The 19,528-nt window shown below is 72.6% G+C and carries 16 protein-coding genes; 9 read left to right on the top strand and 7 right to left on the bottom strand.

Going from position 1 to position 19,528, the window contains the following annotated elements:
* Positions 1–14: 14 nt before the first annotated feature.
* A complete protein-coding gene (locus ACLGIH_RS30210) occupies positions 15–755 on the bottom strand; it encodes a hypothetical protein (protein ID WP_416528448.1) in 741 nt (246 codons plus the stop codon).
* 218 nt (positions 756–973) lie between these two features.
* Between ACLGIH_RS30210 and ACLGIH_RS30205 the strand changes: the two genes are divergently transcribed.
* Together ACLGIH_RS30205 and ACLGIH_RS30200 are read left to right on the top strand one after the other, a co-directional pair.
* Positions 974–2,794 (top strand): ABC transporter transmembrane domain-containing protein, encoded by a 1,821-nt coding sequence (locus ACLGIH_RS30205; RefSeq protein ID WP_416528447.1) that lies wholly within the window; start codon positions 974–976, stop codon positions 2,792–2,794.
* Entirely contained in the window at positions 2,791–4,608 is a 1,818-nt protein-coding gene (locus ACLGIH_RS30200; protein WP_416528446.1) for an ABC transporter ATP-binding protein, read from the top strand. Before ACLGIH_RS30205 ends, ACLGIH_RS30200 begins: the two co-directional genes overlap by 4 nt.
* 140 nt (positions 4,609–4,748) lie before the next feature.
* Here ACLGIH_RS30200 and ACLGIH_RS30195 read toward each other — a convergent pair whose 3' ends face one another.
* The gene (locus tag ACLGIH_RS30195) at positions 4,749–6,023 is read right to left on the bottom strand and encodes an MFS transporter (protein ID WP_416528445.1); all 1,275 of its coding nucleotides are present in this window, start codon (positions 6,021–6,023) and stop codon (positions 4,749–4,751) included.
* Complete coding sequence (locus ACLGIH_RS30190) at positions 6,020–7,399, bottom strand: MBL fold metallo-hydrolase (RefSeq protein ID WP_416528444.1); 1,380 nt, start codon at positions 7,397–7,399, stop codon at positions 6,020–6,022. Before ACLGIH_RS30190 ends, ACLGIH_RS30195 begins: the two co-directional genes overlap by 4 nt.
* Before the next feature lie 87 nt (positions 7,400–7,486).
* Between ACLGIH_RS30190 and ACLGIH_RS30185 the strand changes: the two genes are divergently transcribed.
* A complete protein-coding gene (locus tag ACLGIH_RS30185; protein WP_416528443.1) occupies positions 7,487–8,164 on the top strand; it encodes an ArsR/SmtB family transcription factor in 678 nt (225 codons plus the stop codon).
* Positions 8,165–8,693: 529 nt separating this feature from the next.
* The gene (locus ACLGIH_RS30180) at positions 8,694–9,959 is read left to right on the top strand and encodes an MFS transporter (RefSeq protein WP_416528442.1); all 1,266 of its coding nucleotides are present in this window, start codon (positions 8,694–8,696) and stop codon (positions 9,957–9,959) included.
* 318 nt (positions 9,960–10,277) lie between these two features.
* Here ACLGIH_RS30180 and ACLGIH_RS30175 read toward each other — a convergent pair whose 3' ends face one another.
* The gene (locus tag ACLGIH_RS30175; protein ID WP_416528441.1) at positions 10,278–11,447 is read right to left on the bottom strand and encodes a cytochrome P450; all 1,170 of its coding nucleotides are present in this window, start codon (positions 11,445–11,447) and stop codon (positions 10,278–10,280) included.
* 91 nt (positions 11,448–11,538) lie between these two features.
* Here ACLGIH_RS30175 and ACLGIH_RS30170 point away from each other — a divergent pair, with 91 nt between their 5' ends.
* The 3 genes from ACLGIH_RS30170 to ACLGIH_RS30160 all read left to right on the top strand — a co-directional run bounded on the left by ACLGIH_RS30170 (position 11,539) and on the right by ACLGIH_RS30160 (position 13,531).
* Positions 11,539–12,153 (top strand): TetR/AcrR family transcriptional regulator, encoded by a 615-nt coding sequence (locus tag ACLGIH_RS30170; RefSeq protein ID WP_416528440.1) that lies wholly within the window; start codon positions 11,539–11,541, stop codon positions 12,151–12,153.
* Between the two features lie 439 nt (positions 12,154–12,592).
* On the top strand, positions 12,593–13,063 hold the full coding sequence (locus ACLGIH_RS30165; protein WP_416528439.1) for a DUF5709 domain-containing protein: 471 nt from the start codon (positions 12,593–12,595) through the stop codon (positions 13,061–13,063).
* A 195-nt stretch (positions 13,064–13,258) separates the two neighbouring features.
* Positions 13,259–13,531, top strand: a complete 273-nt coding sequence (locus ACLGIH_RS30160; RefSeq protein ID WP_416528438.1) for a type B 50S ribosomal protein L31 — start codon at positions 13,259–13,261, stop codon at positions 13,529–13,531.
* Between the two features lie 50 nt (positions 13,532–13,581).
* On the opposite strand, the gene ACLGIH_RS30155 is transcribed toward ACLGIH_RS30160, so the two are convergent.
* Positions 13,582–14,376, bottom strand: a complete 795-nt coding sequence (locus tag ACLGIH_RS30155) for a metal-dependent hydrolase (RefSeq protein WP_416528437.1) — start codon at positions 14,374–14,376, stop codon at positions 13,582–13,584.
* Between the two features lie 157 nt (positions 14,377–14,533).
* Here ACLGIH_RS30155 and ACLGIH_RS30150 point away from each other — a divergent pair, with 157 nt between their 5' ends.
* A complete protein-coding gene (locus ACLGIH_RS30150; protein ID WP_416528436.1) occupies positions 14,534–17,047 on the top strand; it encodes a DEAD/DEAH box helicase in 2,514 nt (837 codons plus the stop codon).
* Between the two features lie 19 nt (positions 17,048–17,066).
* Positions 17,067–17,933 (top strand): acyl-CoA thioesterase, encoded by an 867-nt coding sequence (locus tag ACLGIH_RS30145; protein ID WP_416528435.1) that lies wholly within the window; start codon positions 17,067–17,069, stop codon positions 17,931–17,933.
* 1 nt (position 17,934) lies between these two features.
* Here the strand turns inward: ACLGIH_RS30145 and ACLGIH_RS30140 are convergent, their stop codons facing one another.
* Positions 17,935–18,882, bottom strand: a complete 948-nt coding sequence (locus ACLGIH_RS30140; RefSeq protein WP_416528434.1) for a DUF6397 family protein — start codon at positions 18,880–18,882, stop codon at positions 17,935–17,937.
* Positions 18,883–19,019: 137 nt separating this feature from the next.
* Positions 19,020–19,433: a roadblock/LC7 domain-containing protein gene (locus ACLGIH_RS30135; RefSeq protein WP_416528433.1), complete on the bottom strand. Its 414-nt coding sequence runs from the start codon at positions 19,431–19,433 to the stop codon at positions 19,020–19,022.
* Between the last annotated feature and the right edge of the window lie 95 nt (positions 19,434–19,528).

Here is a 19,528-nt window from a genome sequence, read left to right as displayed (position 1 = left end):
GCCGGAAGGCCGGGTCAGGACTTCAGTTCCGCCCGGTCTCCCATGACGATGACGGGGTGCCGGGCCGGGTCCAGGGTGCGCAGCAGGTGCTCCATCGCCGGCCGGGGGAGGCTGACGCACGCCGACGTGCCGCTGCCGTGGTCCAGGTGCAGCCAGATCCCGCCGCCCCTGGACGCGCCCTCGGGGCGGGTCGGGTCGTTCGGCGGCGTGCCCTTGACGCGGTTGTAGTCGATGGCGATGACGTAGTCGAAGTCGTGCCAGTACGCCTTGTCCCACCAGCGCGGCGCCGCGAAGGCGGCGGACCGGGTGTACGGCAGCCTGGCGCCCGGGTCCGGCAGGACGCCGCCGGCGTCGCTGAGCGTGAACACGCCCACGGGGCTGCGCTTGTCGTTCTCGTGGTGGTCGGTCGTCCACCCCTTGGTGCCGTTGTGCGCCGGCCAGCTGTGCGACCGGTGCCAGCGGGAGCCCTGCTTCGTGTAGAGCACGACCGTGGAGTCCGCGGAGTTCCTGCCGTCTCCGTACACCGCGACGACCTGGCGGGACGCGGCCGGGATGCGCTGCCGGTACCGCTCGCCGATGCCCGGGAGGCGCGTCGGGCCGGCGGTGCCGCGGGATTCGGCCGTGGCACCGCCCGAGGGCCGGTGCGCTCCGGGATCCGGGGCGGGCCCGTCCCCGCCGCCACAGCCGGAGAGCGTCAGCAGGGCCCCCAGGGCCACCGCAGCGACCCTCGTCCGCACAGCACCGCCGTTCTGCATCGCCCCATCGTCGCACCCGGCGTCGCACTCGTCGCCGGGCGCCCCCGCCGAGTGGTGGCTCGCGCACCATGCCGGACCGTGCCGCACGGCAGCCGGATCCGCACGCCCCCGCGGAAAACCGGTTGCCTTCCGGCACGCTGCGGCGCGAACCTTTCACGGTTTGCAAGCACTTGCTGCCGTGCGCCACGGCATCCCCCGACCCGAGCCACTGGGACGTCATGCAGATCCAAGACCTTCCGTATCCCGACCCGGGGGTGCCGGACGCACGCTCCGGACCCCGCTTCCTGTGGTGGCTCTTCCGGAACCAGCTGCGCGGTCAGCTCAGGTCCCTGGCCTGGGGGCTGCTGCACTTCGCCTCCGTGTCCTCGCTGCCCTTCTGCGTGGGTCTCGCCGTTCAGGCCGTCGTCGACCGCGACGGAGGTGGCCTCGCCCTGGCCGGTGCCCTGATGGCGCTGGCGTGCGTCGGCAACGCCCTCGGCGACACCTTCCTGCACCGCGCCGCGGTCACCAACTGGATCACCGCCGCGGCCCGCGTCCAGCAGCTGCTGGCCCGCAAGGCGGCCGTGCTGGGCTCCGCCCTCACCCGGCGCGTCGCCGCCGGTGAAGTGGTCGCCGTGTCCACCGGTGACGTCGAGAAGATCGGCTGGTTCGTCGAGGCCGTGTCCCGCTTCACGGCGGCGGCGCTGACCATCGTGCTGGTCTGCGTGGGCCTCGTCGTCTACCACCCGGCCCTCGGCGCCGTCGTCGCCCTGGGGCTGCCGGTGCTGGCCCTCGCGGTGCTGCCTCTGCTGCCCCGGGCCACCCGGCGCGCCGACATCCAGCGCGAGAAGGCCGGCCGCGCCACCGAACTCGCCTCGGACACCGTCGCGGGGCTGCGGGTGCTGCGCGGCATCGGCGGCGAGGAGCTGTTCCTCGGCCGCTACCGCCGCGCCTCGCAGGAGGTCCGCCGGGCGGCCGTGCGCAGCGCCCGGATGTGGGCCCTGATCTCGGCGATCCAGGTGCTGCTGCCGGGGCTGCTGCTGATCGCCGTGGTCTGGTACGGCGTCCACCTGGCCCGCCAGGGCCGCATCGGCGTCGGCGAACTCGTCACCGTCTACAGCTCCGTCATGATCCTCACCTACCCGCTGCGGCACGTCGAGGAGATCGCCATGGCGTACTCCTTCTCACGGCCCTCGGCCAAGCGGGCCGCGCGCGTGCTGTCGCTGCAACGGGCCACGGACACCGCCGGCTCGCGGGCGGCCGACGCCCCGTCCGGCGACCTGTACGACCCGGCCACCGGTCTGCGGGCGCCGACGGGCCGGCTCACGGCCGTGGTGTGCGGCGACCCGGACGCGGCGGGCCGGCTGGCGGAACGGCTCGGCGGGCACCCCGCCGAGGAGAGCCCGTCGGTGCTGCTGGGCGGCGTGCCGCTGGACGAACTGCCGCTGGACTCCGCGCGCACCGCCGTCCTGGTCCAGGACAAGGACCCCGTACTGCTGTCCGGCACCCTGCGCGAGCTGCTCGACGTGCCCGCCTCCGGTGCCGTCGGCGCCGAGGAGGCGCTGGCCGCGGCACAGTGCGAGGACATCCTGGCTGCGCTCGTGCAGGGCTCGCTCGGCACGGAGGACCCGATGGACGCCCGGATCACCGAACGCGGCCGCTCGCTGTCGGGCGGCCAGCGCCAGCGGCTCGCGCTGGCCCGGTCCCTGATCACGGACCCGCAGGTGCTGGTCCTGGACGAGCCGACCTCCGCCGTCGACTCGCACACGGAGGCGCGGATCGCGGAGGGGCTGCGGGGACTGCGCGCGGGGCGCACGACCGTGGTCTTCACCTCGTCGCCGCTGCTGCTGGACCGCGCCGAGCAGGTCGTGTTCCTCCACGACGGCGAGGCCGCGGCCGTCGGCACCCACCGCGACCTCGTGCACACCGAGCCGCGGTACCGCGCCGTGGTGACCCGCGAGACCGGCGACGAGGCCGCGGCCCGGAAGGTCCTGGGCGGCCACGGCGTGCTCGACGAGGACGTACTGCACCGACTGGAAGAGATCGAGGAGACGGCATGATCGGCGTGGCGCCACCGTCCTACGACCCGGCGGCACCGACGACGGCGAGCACCCTGCCCATCGGCGCCCCCGCGACCGTACGGGCGTACGTGGCGGAGCTGCTGCGGCGGCACCGCCGCGCGTTCCTGCTCCTCGTCACCGTCAACACCATCGCCGTGATCGCCTCGATGGTGGGTCCCTACCTGCTGGGCGGGCTGGTGGAGCGGGTCTCCGACGGAGCCCGCGAGCTGCGTCCGGGGCTCACCGCCACGCTGTTCGTGCTGGCGCTCCTCGTCCATGCCGCGTTCGTGCGCCAGGTGCGGTTGCGGGGCGCGATGCTCGGCGAGCGGATGCTGGCCGATCTGCGCGAGGACTTCCTCGTCCGCTCGGTCGGTCTGCCGCCGGGCGTGCTGGAGCGGGCGGGCACCGGTGATCTGCTGTCCCGGATCACGACGGACATCGACCGGCTGGGCAACGCCATGCGCGAGGCCGTGCCCCAGCTCGCGATCGGCGTGGTGTGGGTGGTGCTGCTGCTCGGCGGGCTCGTCGTCACGGCACCGCCGCTGGCGCCGGCCGTGCTGCTCGCCGTGCCGCTGCTGGTCGTGGGCTGCCGCTGGTACTTCCGGCGGGCTCCCGCCGCCTACCGCTCGGAGGCCGCCGGATACGCCGCCGTGGCCGCCGCGTTCGCCGAGACCGTGGACGCCGGGCGCACCGTGGAAGCGCACCGCCTCGCCGCCCGCCGGGTGGAGCTGTCGGACCGCCGGATCAAGGAGTGGACGGCCTGGGAGCGCTACACCCTCTGGCTCCGGTCGGTCCTCTTCCCGGTCATCAACGTCACCCATGTGACGGTGCTGGCCTCCGTCACGCTGATCGGCGGTGTCTTCGTCCTTCAGGGCTGGATCGGGGTCGGTCAGCTGACGACGGGCGCGCTGATCGCCCAGATGCTCGTCGACCCGGTGGGCCTGATCCTGCGCTGGTACGACGAGCTGCAGGTGGCCCAGGTGTCGCTGGCCCGGCTGGTCGGCGTCCGGGACATCGAGCCGGACGCCGGTGACACGGAACTGGCACCGCGCGGTCGCGACGTGCACGCCGACCGGGTGCGCTTCGGCTACCTCGAAGGCGTGGACGTGCTGCGCAAGGTGTCCCTGGAGGTCGCCCCCGGCACCCGGCTGGCGCTGGTCGGCCCGTCGGGCGCCGGCAAGTCCACCCTGGGCCGGCTGCTCGCCGGCATCTACGCACCCCGCGACGGACGGATCACCCTGGGCGGCGCGGAGCTGTCCCGGATGACCGCCGAACGGGTCCGCTCGCACGTCGCCCTGGTCAACCAGGAGCACCACGTGTTCGTGGGCTCCCTGCGCGACAACCTCCGGCTCGCCCTCCCCCACTCCCGGCTCCACCCGGGCGCGGAGAGACCCGTCCACGCCGACGACGCCGAACTGTGGGCGGCGCTGAGCGCGGTCGACGCGGACGGCTGGGCGCGCGCCCTCGACGACGGTCTGGACACCGGGGTCGGCTCCGGCGGCTTCGCGCTCACTCCGGCGCAGGCCCAGCAGATCGCGCTGGCCCGGCTGGTGCTGGCCGACCCGCACACCCTGGTGCTCGACGAGGCGACGTCGCTGCTCGACCCCCGGGCGGCCCGTCACCTGGAGCGGTCCCTGGCGCGGGTGCTGGACGGCCGGACGGTCGTCGCCATCGCCCACCGCCTGCACACCGCCCATGACGCGGACGTCATCGCCGTGGTCGAGAACGGCAGGATCAGCGAGCTGGGCAGCCACGACGAACTGGTCGCGGCGGACGGCGCCTATGCGGCCCTGTGGCGCTCGTGGCACGGCTGACCGGTTCCGCAGTGCCGGAAGGGACAGTGGCAGCTACTGTTCGGAGTCATTGCGGAGGGGCATGCACTCCTCGGCGGACCCGGCAGCTGCTTCAGCTGCTCGGCTCCCGCGCGCGGCCCTCTCTGTGAACCTCGCCGCCTTCAACGAACAGGTTGTTCGGTGATCCATCGGGCGGCGAGGAGTCCGGATGCCGCGGTGAGGACGGCGGCGGCGATGACGGTGGCGTTCAGGCCGAGGGCGTCGGCGAGGACGCCGGCTACGAGAGCCCCGGCGGCGTAGCCGATGTCCCGCCAGAACCGGTACGTCCCCAGGGCGTTGGCCCGCCACGCCGGGTGGGCGTGGTCGGAGATGGACGCGATGAGGGCCGGGTAGACCATGGCGGTGCCCAGGCCGAGGAAGACCGCAGAGAGGATGCCCGCGAGCAGCGGACGGTCCAGCAGGGCCAGGGCGAGGACGAAGCCGACGGCCTGGACGAGCATCCCGTAGACGATGAGCGGTTTGCGGCCGATGCGGTCGGCGAGGTGGCCGGTGGAGATCTGCCCAAGGCCCCACAGGATCGGGTAGAGGCCCTTGATCAGGCCGACGGCGGCGAGTCCGAGGCCGTGGTGGGTGAAGAGGAGCGGGAAGACGCCCCAGGTGAGGCCGTCGTTCAGGTTGTTGATCAGCCCGGCCTGGCTGGTGCCGCGCAGGGAGCGGTTGCGCCAGGAGGTGCGGGCGAACGTGGCTTTCAGGCCGGTGTCTTCGTCGGTGGGCAGGGGCTTGGTGTGGTTGGCCAGTTCCAGGGCGACGTGGGCGGCGGTGTCGCGGACGGCGAGGGCAAGGGCGAGGCCGGCTGCGACGAAGACGACGCCGATGAGTTCGGGCACGGGGCGCAGGCCGTAGCCGGTGGCGAGGTAGCCGGTGAGCAGGGCGGTGACGCCGACCGCGGTGTAGCCGGCGGCTTCGTTCAGGCCGGTGGCGAGCCCGCGGCGGGAGGGGCCGACCAGGTCGATCTTCATGTTGACGGTCATCGACCAGGTCAGGCCCTGGTTGAGGCCGAGCAGGACGTTGGCGGCGACGATCCAGCCCCAGGACGGTGCGTAGGCGAGGGCGAAGGGGACGGGGATGCCGAGCAGCCAGCCGGCCACGAGCAGCTGCTTGCGGTGGAAGCGGGCGGTGAGCGCCCCGGCGGCGAGGTTGGTGAACGCCTTGGTGAGGCCGAAGGCGATGATGAAGGAGAAGATGGCCAGGTCGCTGGTCAGGCCGAAGGTCTCGGAGCCGATGAGCGGGACGGTGGTGCGTTCCAGGCCGACCAGGCCGCCGACACAGATGTTGACGATGACCAGCAGGGTGAACTGCAGCCAGTTCTGCCGCAGACCCAACTGGACAGGCCGCCCGGACGCGTCGGTCGTGGTGGTGGGCGGCGTGACGTTCACGAGCGCGCGTCCTGCGGGTCCTGGACAAGCTGCTGGCCGTGGGCGGCGGTGTAGTCGTCCGGTCCGCCGTCGAGGACGGCGACATCGGTGTGGCCGGCGCGCTCCAGGAGGCTGGCGGCGGTCATGGCGCGCTCTCCGTGCCCGCAGGCCACGACCGGTCCGGTCGGGGCGTCGGCGGCGGCTTCGTTCAGGGCGCCGAGTTCGATGTGCACCGCGCCAGGGACGTGCCCTGCGGCGAACTCGGCTTCCTGCCGGACATCGACGTAGGGGCGGCCGGCGGCACGGTCGGCAGTGAGGAACGCAGTGGCGGCCTGGGCGTTGCCGTCGGCGAGCCAGGCGGTCATGCCGCCCGCGAGACGGCCGGCGAGACGCTCATGGCCGATCTTGTACGCCTGCCAGACGATCTCGCTCAGGTCCTGGCCGTCGTCGGTGACGAACGCGAGGGGCGCGGTGTCGGGCAGGAGCCAGCCGAGCCAGGTGGCGAACTGGTCGCGCAACGGGATGGACAGGGAGCCGGGGATGTGGCCGGCGGCGTAGTCGGCGGCCGGGCGGACGTCGACGACGTGACCGCCGTCGTCCATCAGGGCCCGGACCTGCTGCGCGGACAGGGCGGGCAGCGTCGGCTGCGCGGTCAGCACAGCCGGGCCGCGCCGGTTGATCTCGCCGAGGCGGTCGAAGTAGGCGGGGTAGGTGCCCAGGCTCGCGATCAGCTGGGCCACGAAGCTGTCCTCGTCGGGTGCGGCAAGCAGCGGGTTGGCCTGCTTCTGCGCGCCGATGGTGGTGGTGCGCTCGGTGCCGGGCGGAGCGGAGCAGAAGGATCCGGCGCCGTGGGTGGGCCAGACCGCGGTCTCGTCCGGCAGCGCGGTCAGCCGCTTGAGCGACCGGTACTGGGCGCGGGCGAGTTCCTCGGTGCGCTCCGGGCCGAGGAGGTCGGTGCGGGCGGCGGAGTTCACGATCAGCGACCCGCCGGTGAACACCCCGAGCTGGTGGGAGCCGTCGAGGACCAGGAAGGACAGGTGCTCATCGGTGTGACCGGGGGTGGCCAGGGCCCGCAGCGTGAGCCCGCCGAGGTCGACCTCGTCGCCGTCGGCCAGGCGCTGGTGGTCGAAGGCGCGCCGTCCGGCGGCGGAGGCCAGGATCGTGGCGCCGGTGTCGTGCCCGAGCTGGACGGCGCCGGAGAGGAAGTCGGCGTGCAAGTGCGTATCCGCGGCGAACGCGATGTGCAGCCCCCGCCGCTCGGCTGCCGCCCGCAGCGCGCGCAGGTCACGGCCGGCGTCCATGGCCAGGGCGCGTCCGTCGCCGAGGTCGAGCAGATAGGCGCTGTTGCCCAGCCCTTCGTCGACCAGCGGTATCAAGTGATCGTCCGCGAAGCCCACGGCGTCCTCCAGGATCTCGGGAACGGAGGCGTGCGGTCACACCCACCAGACTCAACTACAATAATCCATGGATTTATGGAGGATGTCATGGCGGAGCACACGAAGAGCGCGACGAAGGCGCGGTTGTATGACGCGTTCGCGGCCAGCGGCAAGGCGCTGGCCAGCGGAAAGCGCCTGGAGCTGCTCGATCTGCTGGCCCAGGGCGAGCGCACCGTGGACGCGCTGGCCAAGGCGTCCGGGCTGAATCTGACGACCGCCTCGGCGCACCTGCAGACCCTCAAGCAGGCCGGGTTCGTCACCACCCGCCGTGAAGGCGTACGCATCCACTACCGCCTCGCCGGCGATGACGTCGCCCAGCTGTTCGCGCTGCTGCGCAAGGTCGCCGAGGCCCACCAGGCCGCTGTCCCCGCCGCTCGCGACGCCTACCTCGGCCGGGACGGCGCGGCCGAGGTCACCCGCGAGGAGCTCCGGGCCCGCATCGAGGCCGGCGACGTCGTCGTGCTCGACGTGCGACCGACGGAGGAGTACCAGGCCGGGCACATCCCCGGCGCCGTCTCCATCCCGGTCGAGGAACTGGCCGGGCGGATCAACGAGCTGCCCGAGGACACCGAGATCGTCGTGTACTGCCGTGGCGAGTACTGCGTCCTCGCCTACGACGCGGTGCGGCTGCTGACCGACCGGGGCCGCCGGGCGATCCGCCTCGACGACGGCATGCTCGAGTGGCGCCTGTCCGAGATGCCCGTCGACGCGGCGGATCTCACGTGAGCGCCCCGGGCGGCGGGGCGCGCGTGGCCCGAGCACTGTCCGGGCCCGGCCACGGGCGGGCAGAAGCGGATCGTGGACCTGCAGATGCGGGGTGGCGGCGGGATGCCCAGCGCCGTCCTCGACGCGGAGGCGACCGAAACCGCGGCGGTGGCGGACCGGCTGAAGCTGTTCGCCATCGCCCCCGGCCTCGGCGGTGTCAAGTCCCTGATCACCCAGCCCGTCCCACCGCCACCACGGCCTGGATGCGGACGAGCACGCCCGGCGCGGCATCGCCGACAGCATGATCCGCCTGTCCGTCGGCCCGGGAGACGCCGACGGCCTCATCGCCGGCCCCCTCCAGACCCTCAACGCGGGCTGCCGTTCCTCCTGCTCACCACCCCGGTTCCCGAGCACACCGGGCTGGTGAGCGACCGTCGGTACGAAAACCCTGGCACTCCCGTCGCCCCGGCCCGGCACGACCAGCAGTGACACCCCCGGCCTTCCGACCCCACCGGCCCCGCCCCTTCCACTCCCTGCCGCCCGGAGAGACATGACCAGCACCGCGCCAGTCAGCACGACGGCCTCCATGGCCGACACCGGCCAAGCACAGCGCCGTATCCTGCGCGTCCTGGTCGCCTCCCAGGTCCTCAGCGGCGCCGGCCTCGCCGCCGGCGTCACCGTCGGCGCCCTGCTCGCCCAGGACATGCTCGGCGCCACCAGCCTCGCCGGACTGCCCAGCGCCCTGTTCACCGCGGGATCCGCACTCGCCGCCGTCACCGTCGGCCGCATCTCCCAGGCCCGCGGCCGACGCCCCGCCCTCGCCGCCGGATACCTCACCGGCGCCATCGGCAGCGCGGGCGTCATCGCCGCCGCCGTCCTGGACAACCCCGTACTGCTGTTCATCGCTCTGTTCGTCTACGGCGCCGGAACCGCCACCAACCTCCAGGCCCGCTACGCCGGAGCCGACCTCGCCGCACCCGGCCACCGGGCCCGGGCCGTGTCCACCGTCCTGGTCGCCACCACCCTCGGCGGCGTCGCCGGACCCAACCTCGCAGCCCCCACCGGCACCCTCGCCGAAGCCCTCGGCATCCCCGACCTGGCCGGACTCTTCATCCTCTCCGGCACCGCCTACGCCCTGGCTGCGCTCGTCCTCGCCCTCTGGCTTCGGCCCGACCCGCTCAACCTGGCCCGCGCCCTCGCCGCAGCGAAGGAAGCCGACGCCGCTGCCGACCCGGCCGCCGCCGACGTCGCGGACACCCAGGAAGGCCGCCGGGGCGTCGTTCTCGGCGCGCTGGTCATGGTCCTCACTCAGCTCGTCATGGTCGCGATCATGACGATGACCCCGGTCCACATGCACGACCACGGCCACGGCACCGCCGCCTCCGGCCTCGTCATAGCCATCCACATCGGCGCCATGTACCTGCCCTCGCCCCTGACCGGCTGGCTCGTCGACCGCTACGGACGCATGACGATCGCCGCCGCCTCGGGCATCACCCTGCTGGCCGCCGGGATTCTCGCTGCCACCGCGCCCGGGGACTCCGTCGCCCTGCTTGCGCTCGCGCTCGCCCTGCTCGGACTCGGCTGGAACTTCGGCCTCGTCTCCGGTACCGCGATCATCACGGACACCGTGCCGCTGGCCACCCGTGCCAAGACCCAGGGCCTGGTGGACGTCTCCATCGCGATCGCCGGCGCCACGGGCGGCATGGCCTCCGGCATCGTCGTCGACGCCGCCGGCTACCCCATGCTCGCCCTGGCCGGCGGCGTCCTCTCCCTCGCCGTCCTGCCCGCCGTCATCGCCACCGCCCATCGCCGATGACCCGCCAGGACCACCCCGTCCCAGCACCCGACATCACCGTCGACGGCACCGGGCCTGCTCCGCGTCACCCTCCTGCTCCGCCTGCGCAAGGAGATCGGCAACGCCGCTCCAGGCACCGTTGTGCACGTCATCGCCACCGACCCCGCCGCCACGCTCGATCTGCCCGCCTGGTGTCGCATGACCGGCCACACCCACCTCGGGCTCCTGGCCGAGGAAGAGCCGCCGGGCTGCGCTGTGCGCCTCACCGCCCAGGCTCGCCGGACCCGCCCGGACGCCCCCTGGCACGTCGTCGACGGCCAATCGCCCCGGCCGCGTGGCTCACCACGTCACTGGCAGCGTCTCCAGACCACCGGTCAGGATGTCTCTACGGACGCGCAACTCCTCGACGGGCACGGCGAGCTTCATCCGAGGGAATCGCGGGACGAGCCGGCCGAAGGCGACCTGCAGTTCCATCCGGGCCAGCGGCGCGCCGATGCAGTAGCGGACGCCGTGTCCGAAGGTCAGATGTCCGGGCGCCTCACGGGCCGCGTCGAAGCGGTCGGGGTCGGCGAAGACGGCCGCGTCGTGGTTGGCGGCACCGTTGTCCAGCATGACGAGGTCACCCGCCCCGATCGTGGCCCCGTCGATCTCGATGTCCGTACGGGCGTAGCGCGGGATGCCTCCGCCGCCCTTGCCCGGCACGCGCAGGACTTCCTCGACCACACCTGCGACCAGGCCGGGATCCCTCAGCAGGGCCTGCCATTGGTCCTGGTGGGTGAGCAGAAGCAGTGCGCCCAGGCCGATCTGGACGACGGTGGTCTCGTGGCCCGCGAACAACAGGGCCATGGAGAGCATGGCGACTTCGTCGTCGGGCACCCCCTCGGTCGCGCACAGGGCGGAAATCACGTCGTCGCCGGGGTCACGGCGCTTGCGGACCACCAGCTCCTGGCCGTAGGTGAACAGATCACCCAGCCCCTGCTCTGAGCGGGCACGGTCGGTCACGTCCGCGGCGGCCTGCGTCCACGCGCGGAACTGGGTCCGCTCCTCGTACGGAACGCCCAGCAGCTCGCAGATCACAAGGATCGGCAGCGGGAGGGCGAGTGCGGTGTTCAGGTCGGCCGGCGGCCCGTGCGCTTCGAGCGCGTCGAGGAGTCCGGCGGTCAGGCTCTCCACTCGCCGGCGGAAGGCCCTCATCCGGCCTGGGGTGAAGTGCGGCTGGAGCAGCGAACGCATGCGGGCGTGGTCGGCCTTCTCGGTCTCGTAGTTCCCGAGCGGCCCGCCGAACAGCGCCGACTCTCCGGAGCGGGCCGCGTGCGCGGGGTCGGGGTGCGACCGGCCGAGCCGGTCGTCGTCGAGGAGCCGGCGTACCTCCTGGTAGCCGGTGACGAGCCAGGCGTCGTCCCCCACCCGAGTGCGGATGCGGTGGATCGTGCCCTGCCGCTGCAGCGTGCGCAGGAGGGGCGGCACGTCCAGCAGACCGGGTTGGTCGAAGGGAAGCCGAGCGGTCACGAGACCCCCTAAGCGGATCCCAGAATGTATATCCGAGAGCAAACAACTCTACTTGTATACTGCCGAGTTAACAAGAGGAGGTGGTGAGCCTATGGCGGCACAGAGCCCGAAGGCCCCGACTACGCCCCGGGAGCCGGTCAAACGCATGCGCCGGGCGGAGCGACGGGAGCAGATCCTGGACGCGGCGACCCGCGCGTTCGCCCGCGCCGGGTTCGCCGCCACCAGCCTCGACGACGTCGCCGACGAGGCGGGGCTCACGCGCGTGATGCTCTACCGGCACTTCGAGTCCAAGGCCGGGATGTACCGCGCGGTCCTCGACCGTGCCTGCACCCGGCTCGCGGACGCCGTCGGCGCGGACACGTTCGACGACGACTCGATCCCCGCCCTGCTCCGGGCTGCCTCAGCCGATCCCGAGGGCTTCCGCCTGCTGTTTCGCCATGCCGCCCGGGAACCGGAGTTCCGGGACCTCGTCGACACCCTCACCGCGGCGTCGAAGGAGATCACGCAGCAGAACCTCGCCCAGCGCATCCCGGCCGGGCCCTGGCTGGACTGGGCAGCAGGCGTGATCCCCAGGTTCACGATCGACGCCGTCATCGGCTGGCTCGACGCCGGACAGCCTGACCCCGACCTCGCCGGCGCCCGCATCAGTGAAGCCGTCCACGGCATCATCCAGGCCGCACACCCCTCGGCGGCCACTCCATCCTGAACACGGGCGTCTCGCGCTGCGGACGCTGCAATTCCCGCGCCGGTCCCCGGGCCTGCGGGGCCGGCCGGGCCGGGCGTTCCCGCACCGGTCCCAGGGCCGACGGAGCCGGAGAGACCGGAGGGGGCGTTCGCCGCGCCGGTCCCACGGCCGACAGAACCGGGCCGGGCGCTCCCCGGGGCCCGTCGCGTGGCCGGCCGGGGAGTGAGCCGAGTCCTCGGAGGCGGGGCCGGGGGCAGGTCGGCGGCGCCGCCTTCCCGACCGGGCTGCGTGCCGTTGCGCGGTCCCGAACGGGAGTGGAAGGCTGGGAGAAGGCACCGGCTCGGGGAGCGCCCCACCGCCGCCAGGCTCGGCACCGGGCGACGCCTGTGCCACCCCGTGCAGCGGCGGCCCGCCGCGGCCGCGGTGACGAGGGGCCCGTCCCCACCCCCTGGAGGTACCCGTGAACAGCGCCGACGGATGGGGAGACGACGTCTACCAGCCCGACAACGACGACCAGCGGGAGGACACCGGGCTGCTCGACGCCGAGGACACCCTGGAGTACGACGGTGTCGACGATCCCCTCGACCGGGGCTGGTCCCCGCCGGAGCGGCCGTGGGCCGTGGAGCACACCGGCGTGACTGCGGCGGAGCGACGCCGGGGCGAGACGCTGGACCAGCGGCTCGCCGAGGAGCAGCCGGACTCCCTGGCGCCCGACGGCGACGGACTCGGCGACACGCAGGGCACCGACGGCGAACTGCTGGACAACGAGGTCGGCGCCGCCCGCTCCGGCCGGCTGGTGGCGCCCGACGAGGGAACGCACGAGGACGAGGAGCCCGCACTGGTGGCCCGGGACGTCGGCATCGACGGTGCGGCGGCGTCCGCCGAGGAGGCCGCCGTGCACGTCGTCGACGAGGAGACCCTGCCCGGTTGAGCCCGCCGGTGCGCACCGGGGCTGCCCGCACGCCGACCACCGTGTCCCCGCCGGAGCGGCGGGTCCGTGTGGTCCGACCGGCCCGGCACTCACGGCGCCGAACGGCTCGCCCATCCGATACGACTCGCCCATCCGATACGACTCGGCCATCCGATACGACTCGGCCATCCGAGATGCCGCGGACAAGGAGCAGCCATGCAGCAGGACACGCACCCCGGCTACCACCCCGTCGTCTTCCGCGACCGCGCCGCCGGGTATGCCTTCCTCACCCGGTCCACCGCGACCAGTGACGAGACCATCGACTGGGACGACGGGGAGACCTACCCGGTCGTGGACGTGGAGATCTCCTCGGAGAGCCACCCGTTCTACACCGGCAGGGCCCGCACGGTGGACACGGAGGGGCGCATCGCGCGGTTCGAGCGGCGCTACGGCGGCGACACCGGACCCGGCACCGCGGACGCCGGCTGACCTCGGCCCTCCGCGCCGGCCAGGGTGCGGGCGCCCCGGACGGATCGGCGTCAGATGAAGTTCAGCGCCGCCGCGCCGCCCACACCCCCGAGGAGCATGAACGCCGGCATCAGCACCTTGAGCTCCACCCAGCTGCCCGCCCGGAACCGCATGATCCTCGGCGGGCCCACCGGGTACCAGCGCTTGCGGCCGATCGGGATCGGCCAGAGTATCGGGCAGCCGGAGACGGTCAGCGCGTCCCCGATGTCGTGCACCAGGGCGCCCAGCACGATCGGCAGCCCGAGCCACAGGTACTCCTGGCCCGGCGCGGTGAACAGCCAGTCCGCGCCGTTGCCCGGCCGGTCCAGGATGCCGGCGAGGATCCATGCGCTGGTCGCCGCCAGCAGCCACACCAGCACGTCGCTGCTGGAGCCGCGGGTCGCCCGCCACAACAGGCCCTCGATGGCCAGCACCATGTGCACGAAGAGGATCGCCAGCACGGCCCACCGGCCGCCGGTGATCGCCAGGACGGAGGTGCCCACGCCGATCAGGACCGCCCACAGCCAGGTGTGGGTGAGCGTGCGGTGCCCTCCGGAGCGGCGCGGGTCGCCCGGCATTTTGGTGGCCTTGTAGACGGCGTACGACAGCTTGTCGACGATCTCGCAGAGCCCCCGGGAGACCGGTCCGAAGGCCCGCGAGATGGTGGCCGCCTTGTGGTCCAGGTCCGGGGCGAGAGCGGCGCCGGCGCAGATCAGGGCACCGGCGAGAAGGACCGGCCAGGGCATCGCGTGCCCGGCCGCGGCGGTCGCCGCCCCCACGCCGAGCCAGGCCGCGGCACCCGACAGTGAGTGTGCTGGTCCCATCATCCCCGTTGCCCGCCCCATCCCTCGTGTGCCGCTGTCCAGTTGTCAGGGTCCGCTGACGTGTCGTCCGGCGTGTCGTCGGCGACCCAGCGTAGCGTTCATGATCTTCGGCCCGGCATCCGATTCCCGCATCCGGGACCGGGCCAGGCAAGATGGGGGCGTGACCCTCATCGATCAGCTGCCGCAGACCGCCGACCCCGACGCCCTCTACGAAGCCTTCGAGTCGTGGGCCCAGGAACGCGGTCTCACGCTCTACCCCCACCAGGAGGAGGCGCTGATCGAGGTGGTCTCCGGCGCCAACGTGATCGTGTCGACGCCCACCGGGTCCGGCAAGAGCATGATCGCGGCGGGCGCGCACTTCGCCGCCCTGGCCCGGGACGAGGTCACCTTCTACACGGCGCCGATCAAGGCGCTGGTGTCCGAGAAGTTCTTCGAGCTGTGCAAGCTCTTCGGTACCGAGAACGTCGGGATGCTGACCGGCGACGCGTCCGTGAACGCCGATGCCCCCGTGATCTGCTGCACCGCCGAGGTGCTGGCGTCGATCGCGCTGCGTGACGGCAAGAACGCGGACATCGGCCAGGTCGTCATGGACGAGTTCCACTTCTACGCGGAGCCGGACCGGGGCTGGGCCTGGCAGATTCCGCTGCTGGAACTGCCGCAGGCGCAGTTCGTGCTGATGTCCGCCACGCTCGGCGACGTCTCCTTCTTCGAGAAGGACCTCACCCGCCGCACCGACCGCCCCACGGCGGTCGTCCGCTCGGCCACCCGTCCGGTGCCGCTGTCCTACGAGTACCGGTACACGCCGCTCACCGAGACGCTCACCGACCTGCTGTCGAGCAAGCAGGCCCCCGTGTACATCGTGCACTTCACGCAGGCGCAGGCGGTGGAGCGGGCACAGGCGCTGATGAGCATCAACATGTGCACGCGCGAGGAGAAGGACAAGATCGCCGAGCTGATCGGCAACTTCCGCTTCACCACGAAGTTCGGCCGCAACCTCTCCCGCTACGTGCGGCACGGCATCGGCGTGCACCACGCTGGCATGCTGCCCAAGTACCGGCGGCTGGTGGAGAAGCTCGCGCAGGCGGGGCTGCTGAAGGTGATCTGCGGTACGGACACGCTCGGTGTGGGCGTCAACGTCCCGATCCGGACGGTGCTGTTCACCGCCTTGACCAAGTACGACGGCAGCCGGGTGCGCACCCTGCGCGCCCGGGAGTTCCACCAGATCGCCGGCCGGGCCGGGCGTGCCGGTTTCGACACGGCGGGCTTCGTGGTGGCGCAGGCGCCCGAGCACGTCATCGAGAACGAGAAGGCGCTCGCCAAGGCCGGTGACGACCCGAAGAAGCGTCGGAAGGTGGTCCGCAAGAAGGCCCCGGAGGGCTTCGTCGGCTGGACGGAGAGCACCTTCGAGAAGCTCATCGCCTCCGAGCCCGAGCCGCTGACCTCCCGCTTCCGGGTCACGCACACCATGCTGCTGTCGGTGATCGCCCGGCCCGGCAACGCCTTCGAGGCCATGCGCCGCCTGCTGGAGGACAACCACGAACCTCGCAAGCACCAGCTCAGGCACATCCGGCGGGCGATCGCCATCTACCGCTCGCTGCTCGACGGCGGCATCGTCGAGAAGCTGGAGACCCCGGACGCCGAGGGCCGCATCGTCCGGCTGACCGTGGACCTGCAGCAGGACTTCGCGCTGAACCAGCCGCTGTCCACTTTCGCCCTGGCCGCGTTCGAACTGCTGGATCCGGAGTCCCCGTCGTACGCGCTGGACATGGTGTCCGTCGTGGAGTCCACGCTCGACGACCCGCGGCAGATCCTGGCCGCTCAGCAGAACAAGGCGCGCGGCGAGGCCGTCGCCGCGATGAAGGCGGACGGTGTCGAGTACGAGGAGCGCATGGAGCGCCTCCAGGACATCACGTACCCGAAGCCGCTGGAGGAGCTGCTCTTCCACGCCTACAACACCTACCGCCACAGCCACCCCTGGGTCGGCGACCATCCGCTGTCGCCGAAGTCGGTGATCCGGGACATGTACGAGCGGGCGCTGACCTTCACCGAACTGGTCTCCCACTACGAACTGGCCCGCACCGAGGGCATCGTGCTGCGCTACCTCGCCGGCGCCTACAAGGCCCTGGACCACACCGTCCCCGACGACCTGAAGTCGGACGACCTCCAGGACCTGATCGAGTGGCTCGGCGAGATGGTCCGCCAGGTCGACTCCAGCCTGCTGGACGAGTGGGAGCAGCTCGCCAACCCGGAGGAGATGACCGCCGAGGAGGCCCAGGAGAAGGCCGACCAGGTCCGCCCCGTCACCACCAACGCGCGCGCCTTCCGCGTCCTCGTCCGCAACGCCCTGTTCCGCCGGGTCGAACTGGCCGCCCTCGACCAGGTCGAGGAACTGGGCGAGATGGACGCCGACTCCGGCTGGGACGCCGACGCCTGGGGTGAGGCCATGGACAAGTACTGGGACGAGTACGACGACCTCGGCACCGGGCCCGACGCCCGCGGCCCCAAGCTGTTGCTGATCGAGGAGGAGCCGCAGAACGGCCTGTGGCGGGTGCGGCAGATCTTCGACGACCCGAACGACGACCACGACTGGGGCATCAGCGCGGAGGTCGACCTCGCGGCCTCCGACGCCGAGGGCCGGGCGGTCGTCCGTGTCAGCGACGTCGGCCAGCTGTGAGCCAAGGAGAATCCCGCCCATGACGAATCCGGCCGAGAGCCTCGTCGCCCTGCTCGACCTGGAGCAGATCGAGGTCAACATCTTCCGGGGTCGCAGCCCCGAGGAATCCCTGCAGCGGGTCTTCGGCGGCCAGGTGGCCGGCCAGGCCCTGGTCGCCGCCGGGCGCACCACGGACGGCGACCGCCCGGTGCACTCGCTGCACGCGTACTTCCTGCGCCCGGGGCGTCCGGGCGTGCCGATCGTGTACCAGGTCGAGCGGGTCCGGGACGGGCGGTCCTTCACGACCCGCCGGGTCACCGCCGTGCAGCAGGGCCGCACGATCTTCAATCTCACCGCCTCCTTTCACCAGCCTGAGCGAGGGAGCTTCGAGCACCAGCTGCCGCCGGCCCGCGTGGTGCCGGACCCCGACTCCCTGCCGACGGTCGCCGACGAGGTCCGGGAGCATCTGGGCACGCTGCCCGAGCAGTTCGAGCGGATGGCCCGGCGCCAGCCCTTCGACATCCGCTACGTCGACCGGCTGCGCTGGAGCGCCGAGGAGATCAAGGACGCCGATCCGCGCAGTGCCGTGTGGATGCGCGCGGTGGGACCGCTCGGCGATGACCCGCTCGTGCACACCTGCGCCCTGACCTACGCCAGCGACATGACCCTCCTGGACGCCGTGCGCATCCCGGTGGAACCGCTGTGGGGCCCTCGGGGCTTCGACATGGCGTCGCTGGACCACGCGATGTGGTTCCACCGGCCCTTCCGCGCGGACGAGTGGTTCCTGTACGACCAGGAGTCGCCGATCGCGACCGGCGGGCGGGGCCTGGCCCGGGGCCGGATCTACGACGTGGAGGGGCGGCTGCTGGTGTCCGTCGTCCAGGAAGGACTCTTCCGGGCCCTCTAGGTCACGCGCCTCTGCGGCGCAGCCAGCCCAGCAGTCCACGGCTCCGCGGAGGGTCCGAGGCCGGCCGCGCAGGCGTTTCCCCGTCGTCCACGGCCGCGGGTGGTGCGGCGGCCGTGCCCGGCGGCCGAGGGACCGCCCGCGGTGCCGGGTCGTGCTCTCGGGCGGCATCCACCGCGCGCGCCAGGTCGGCGCGGAGCCAGTCGATCTCGTCGGGGTCGGCCGCCGTCATGATGTCCTCGGCCGTCCGTGCCGTGGGCGAGCCCGGTGAGCCGTGGGACGGTGCGGCCGGACGGAGCCGGTGCAGGCGGGCGCGCTCGTACGGGTCCGGCACGGCCTCCGCGACCTGGACCCTGTCCAGCAGCGCCGCCACGGCGGCGGCACGCGCCCATGGGTCGCGCGCCTGCCGGAGGAGGAACCCGAGGTGGCGGCCCCGCCAGTTGCGCGGACGCAGGTCCGCTCCCGCCGCCAGGCGATCCCGCATCTCTTCGGGCGTACGGCCCTTGAGCAGTGGGGCGTTCTTCTCGTCGGCCGCGAACTGCCGCACTTCCTCGGCCGGATAGAGCCAGACGACGGCTCGGTACCGGTTCAGGTAGAACTTCACCGGCACCAGCGGTCCCAGCCGCGCCAGGCGCGTGAACCGGGCCTTCGGTACTCCCATGAGGGCCGCGCCCTCCGTGGTGCCCACGGTCCGCACGCTTTCGCGCAGGCCCTGGGGGAAGTCCTCCTGGCCGCGCAGCCGTTCCAGCTCGGCGTGCGTGACGCGCCGGACGCCGCCGCCCGCGTCGTCGGGTGCGATACGGATGCGTCCGAGGCACACGCCGATGTCGAACTCGGAGCGCTTCAGGCCCAGTTCCCGGGCGGCGCGGCTCGCCGTGAGTGACATGCCGTGCGTAGCGGCGCTCTGACGCTCCGCATCCGTCTTCTCGTACGCCGATGTGCTGCCGGACATGCCGTCTCCCCCGTGGAGTGTGCGCGGCCGGCGCCCCGTGCGCCCGCCTCACGGAAAACCGTAGCCGCCCGGACGACTGCCGTGGCCGGCCTGTGGATAACTCCGCGGACGAGCCCACGAGCAGGCGTAAAGGCAGCTCACAGCTCTATGACCGGAGTTCGCCCGGGCTTGCGCGCATCGACGCCGAGGTGCTCGCCGACGCGGTTCACCAGCAGCGTCATCTCGTAGGCGATCTGCCCGATGTCCGCCTCCGCGCCGCTCAGCACGCACAGGCAGCTGCCGGAGCCCGCGGCGGTCACGAACAGCACGGCGTCATCGAATTCGATCATGGTCTGGCGCACTTGCCCGGCGCCGAAGTGGCGGCCCGAGCCCTTGGCCAGGCTGTGCAGTCCGGACGAGATGGCGGCGAGGTGCTCGGCGTCCTCGCGGCGCAGGCCCGTACTCGCGCCCGTCACCAGCCCGTCGTTGGACAGGATCAGCGCGTGCCGTACGTGTTCGACGCGCTCGGTCAGGTCGTCCAGCAGCCAGCCGAGTCCCTGGTTCTGCCCCATGCTCCGGTCTCCCCGTGTCGTCCCCGTGCGTGCGGTCCCCCCTGGCCGGGAGACCTTCCGCCAGCCTTCCCCACCGCCCGGCTCCCGGCAAGGGA

Origin of the sequence: Streptomyces hamibioticus, from assembly GCF_047946815.1 — a bacterium.
GTDB lineage: Bacteria > Actinomycetota > Actinomycetes > Streptomycetales > Streptomycetaceae > Streptomyces.
The sequence above is the reverse complement of the archived record's forward strand: the minus strand, read 5'-3'. Positions and strand labels throughout refer to the sequence as shown.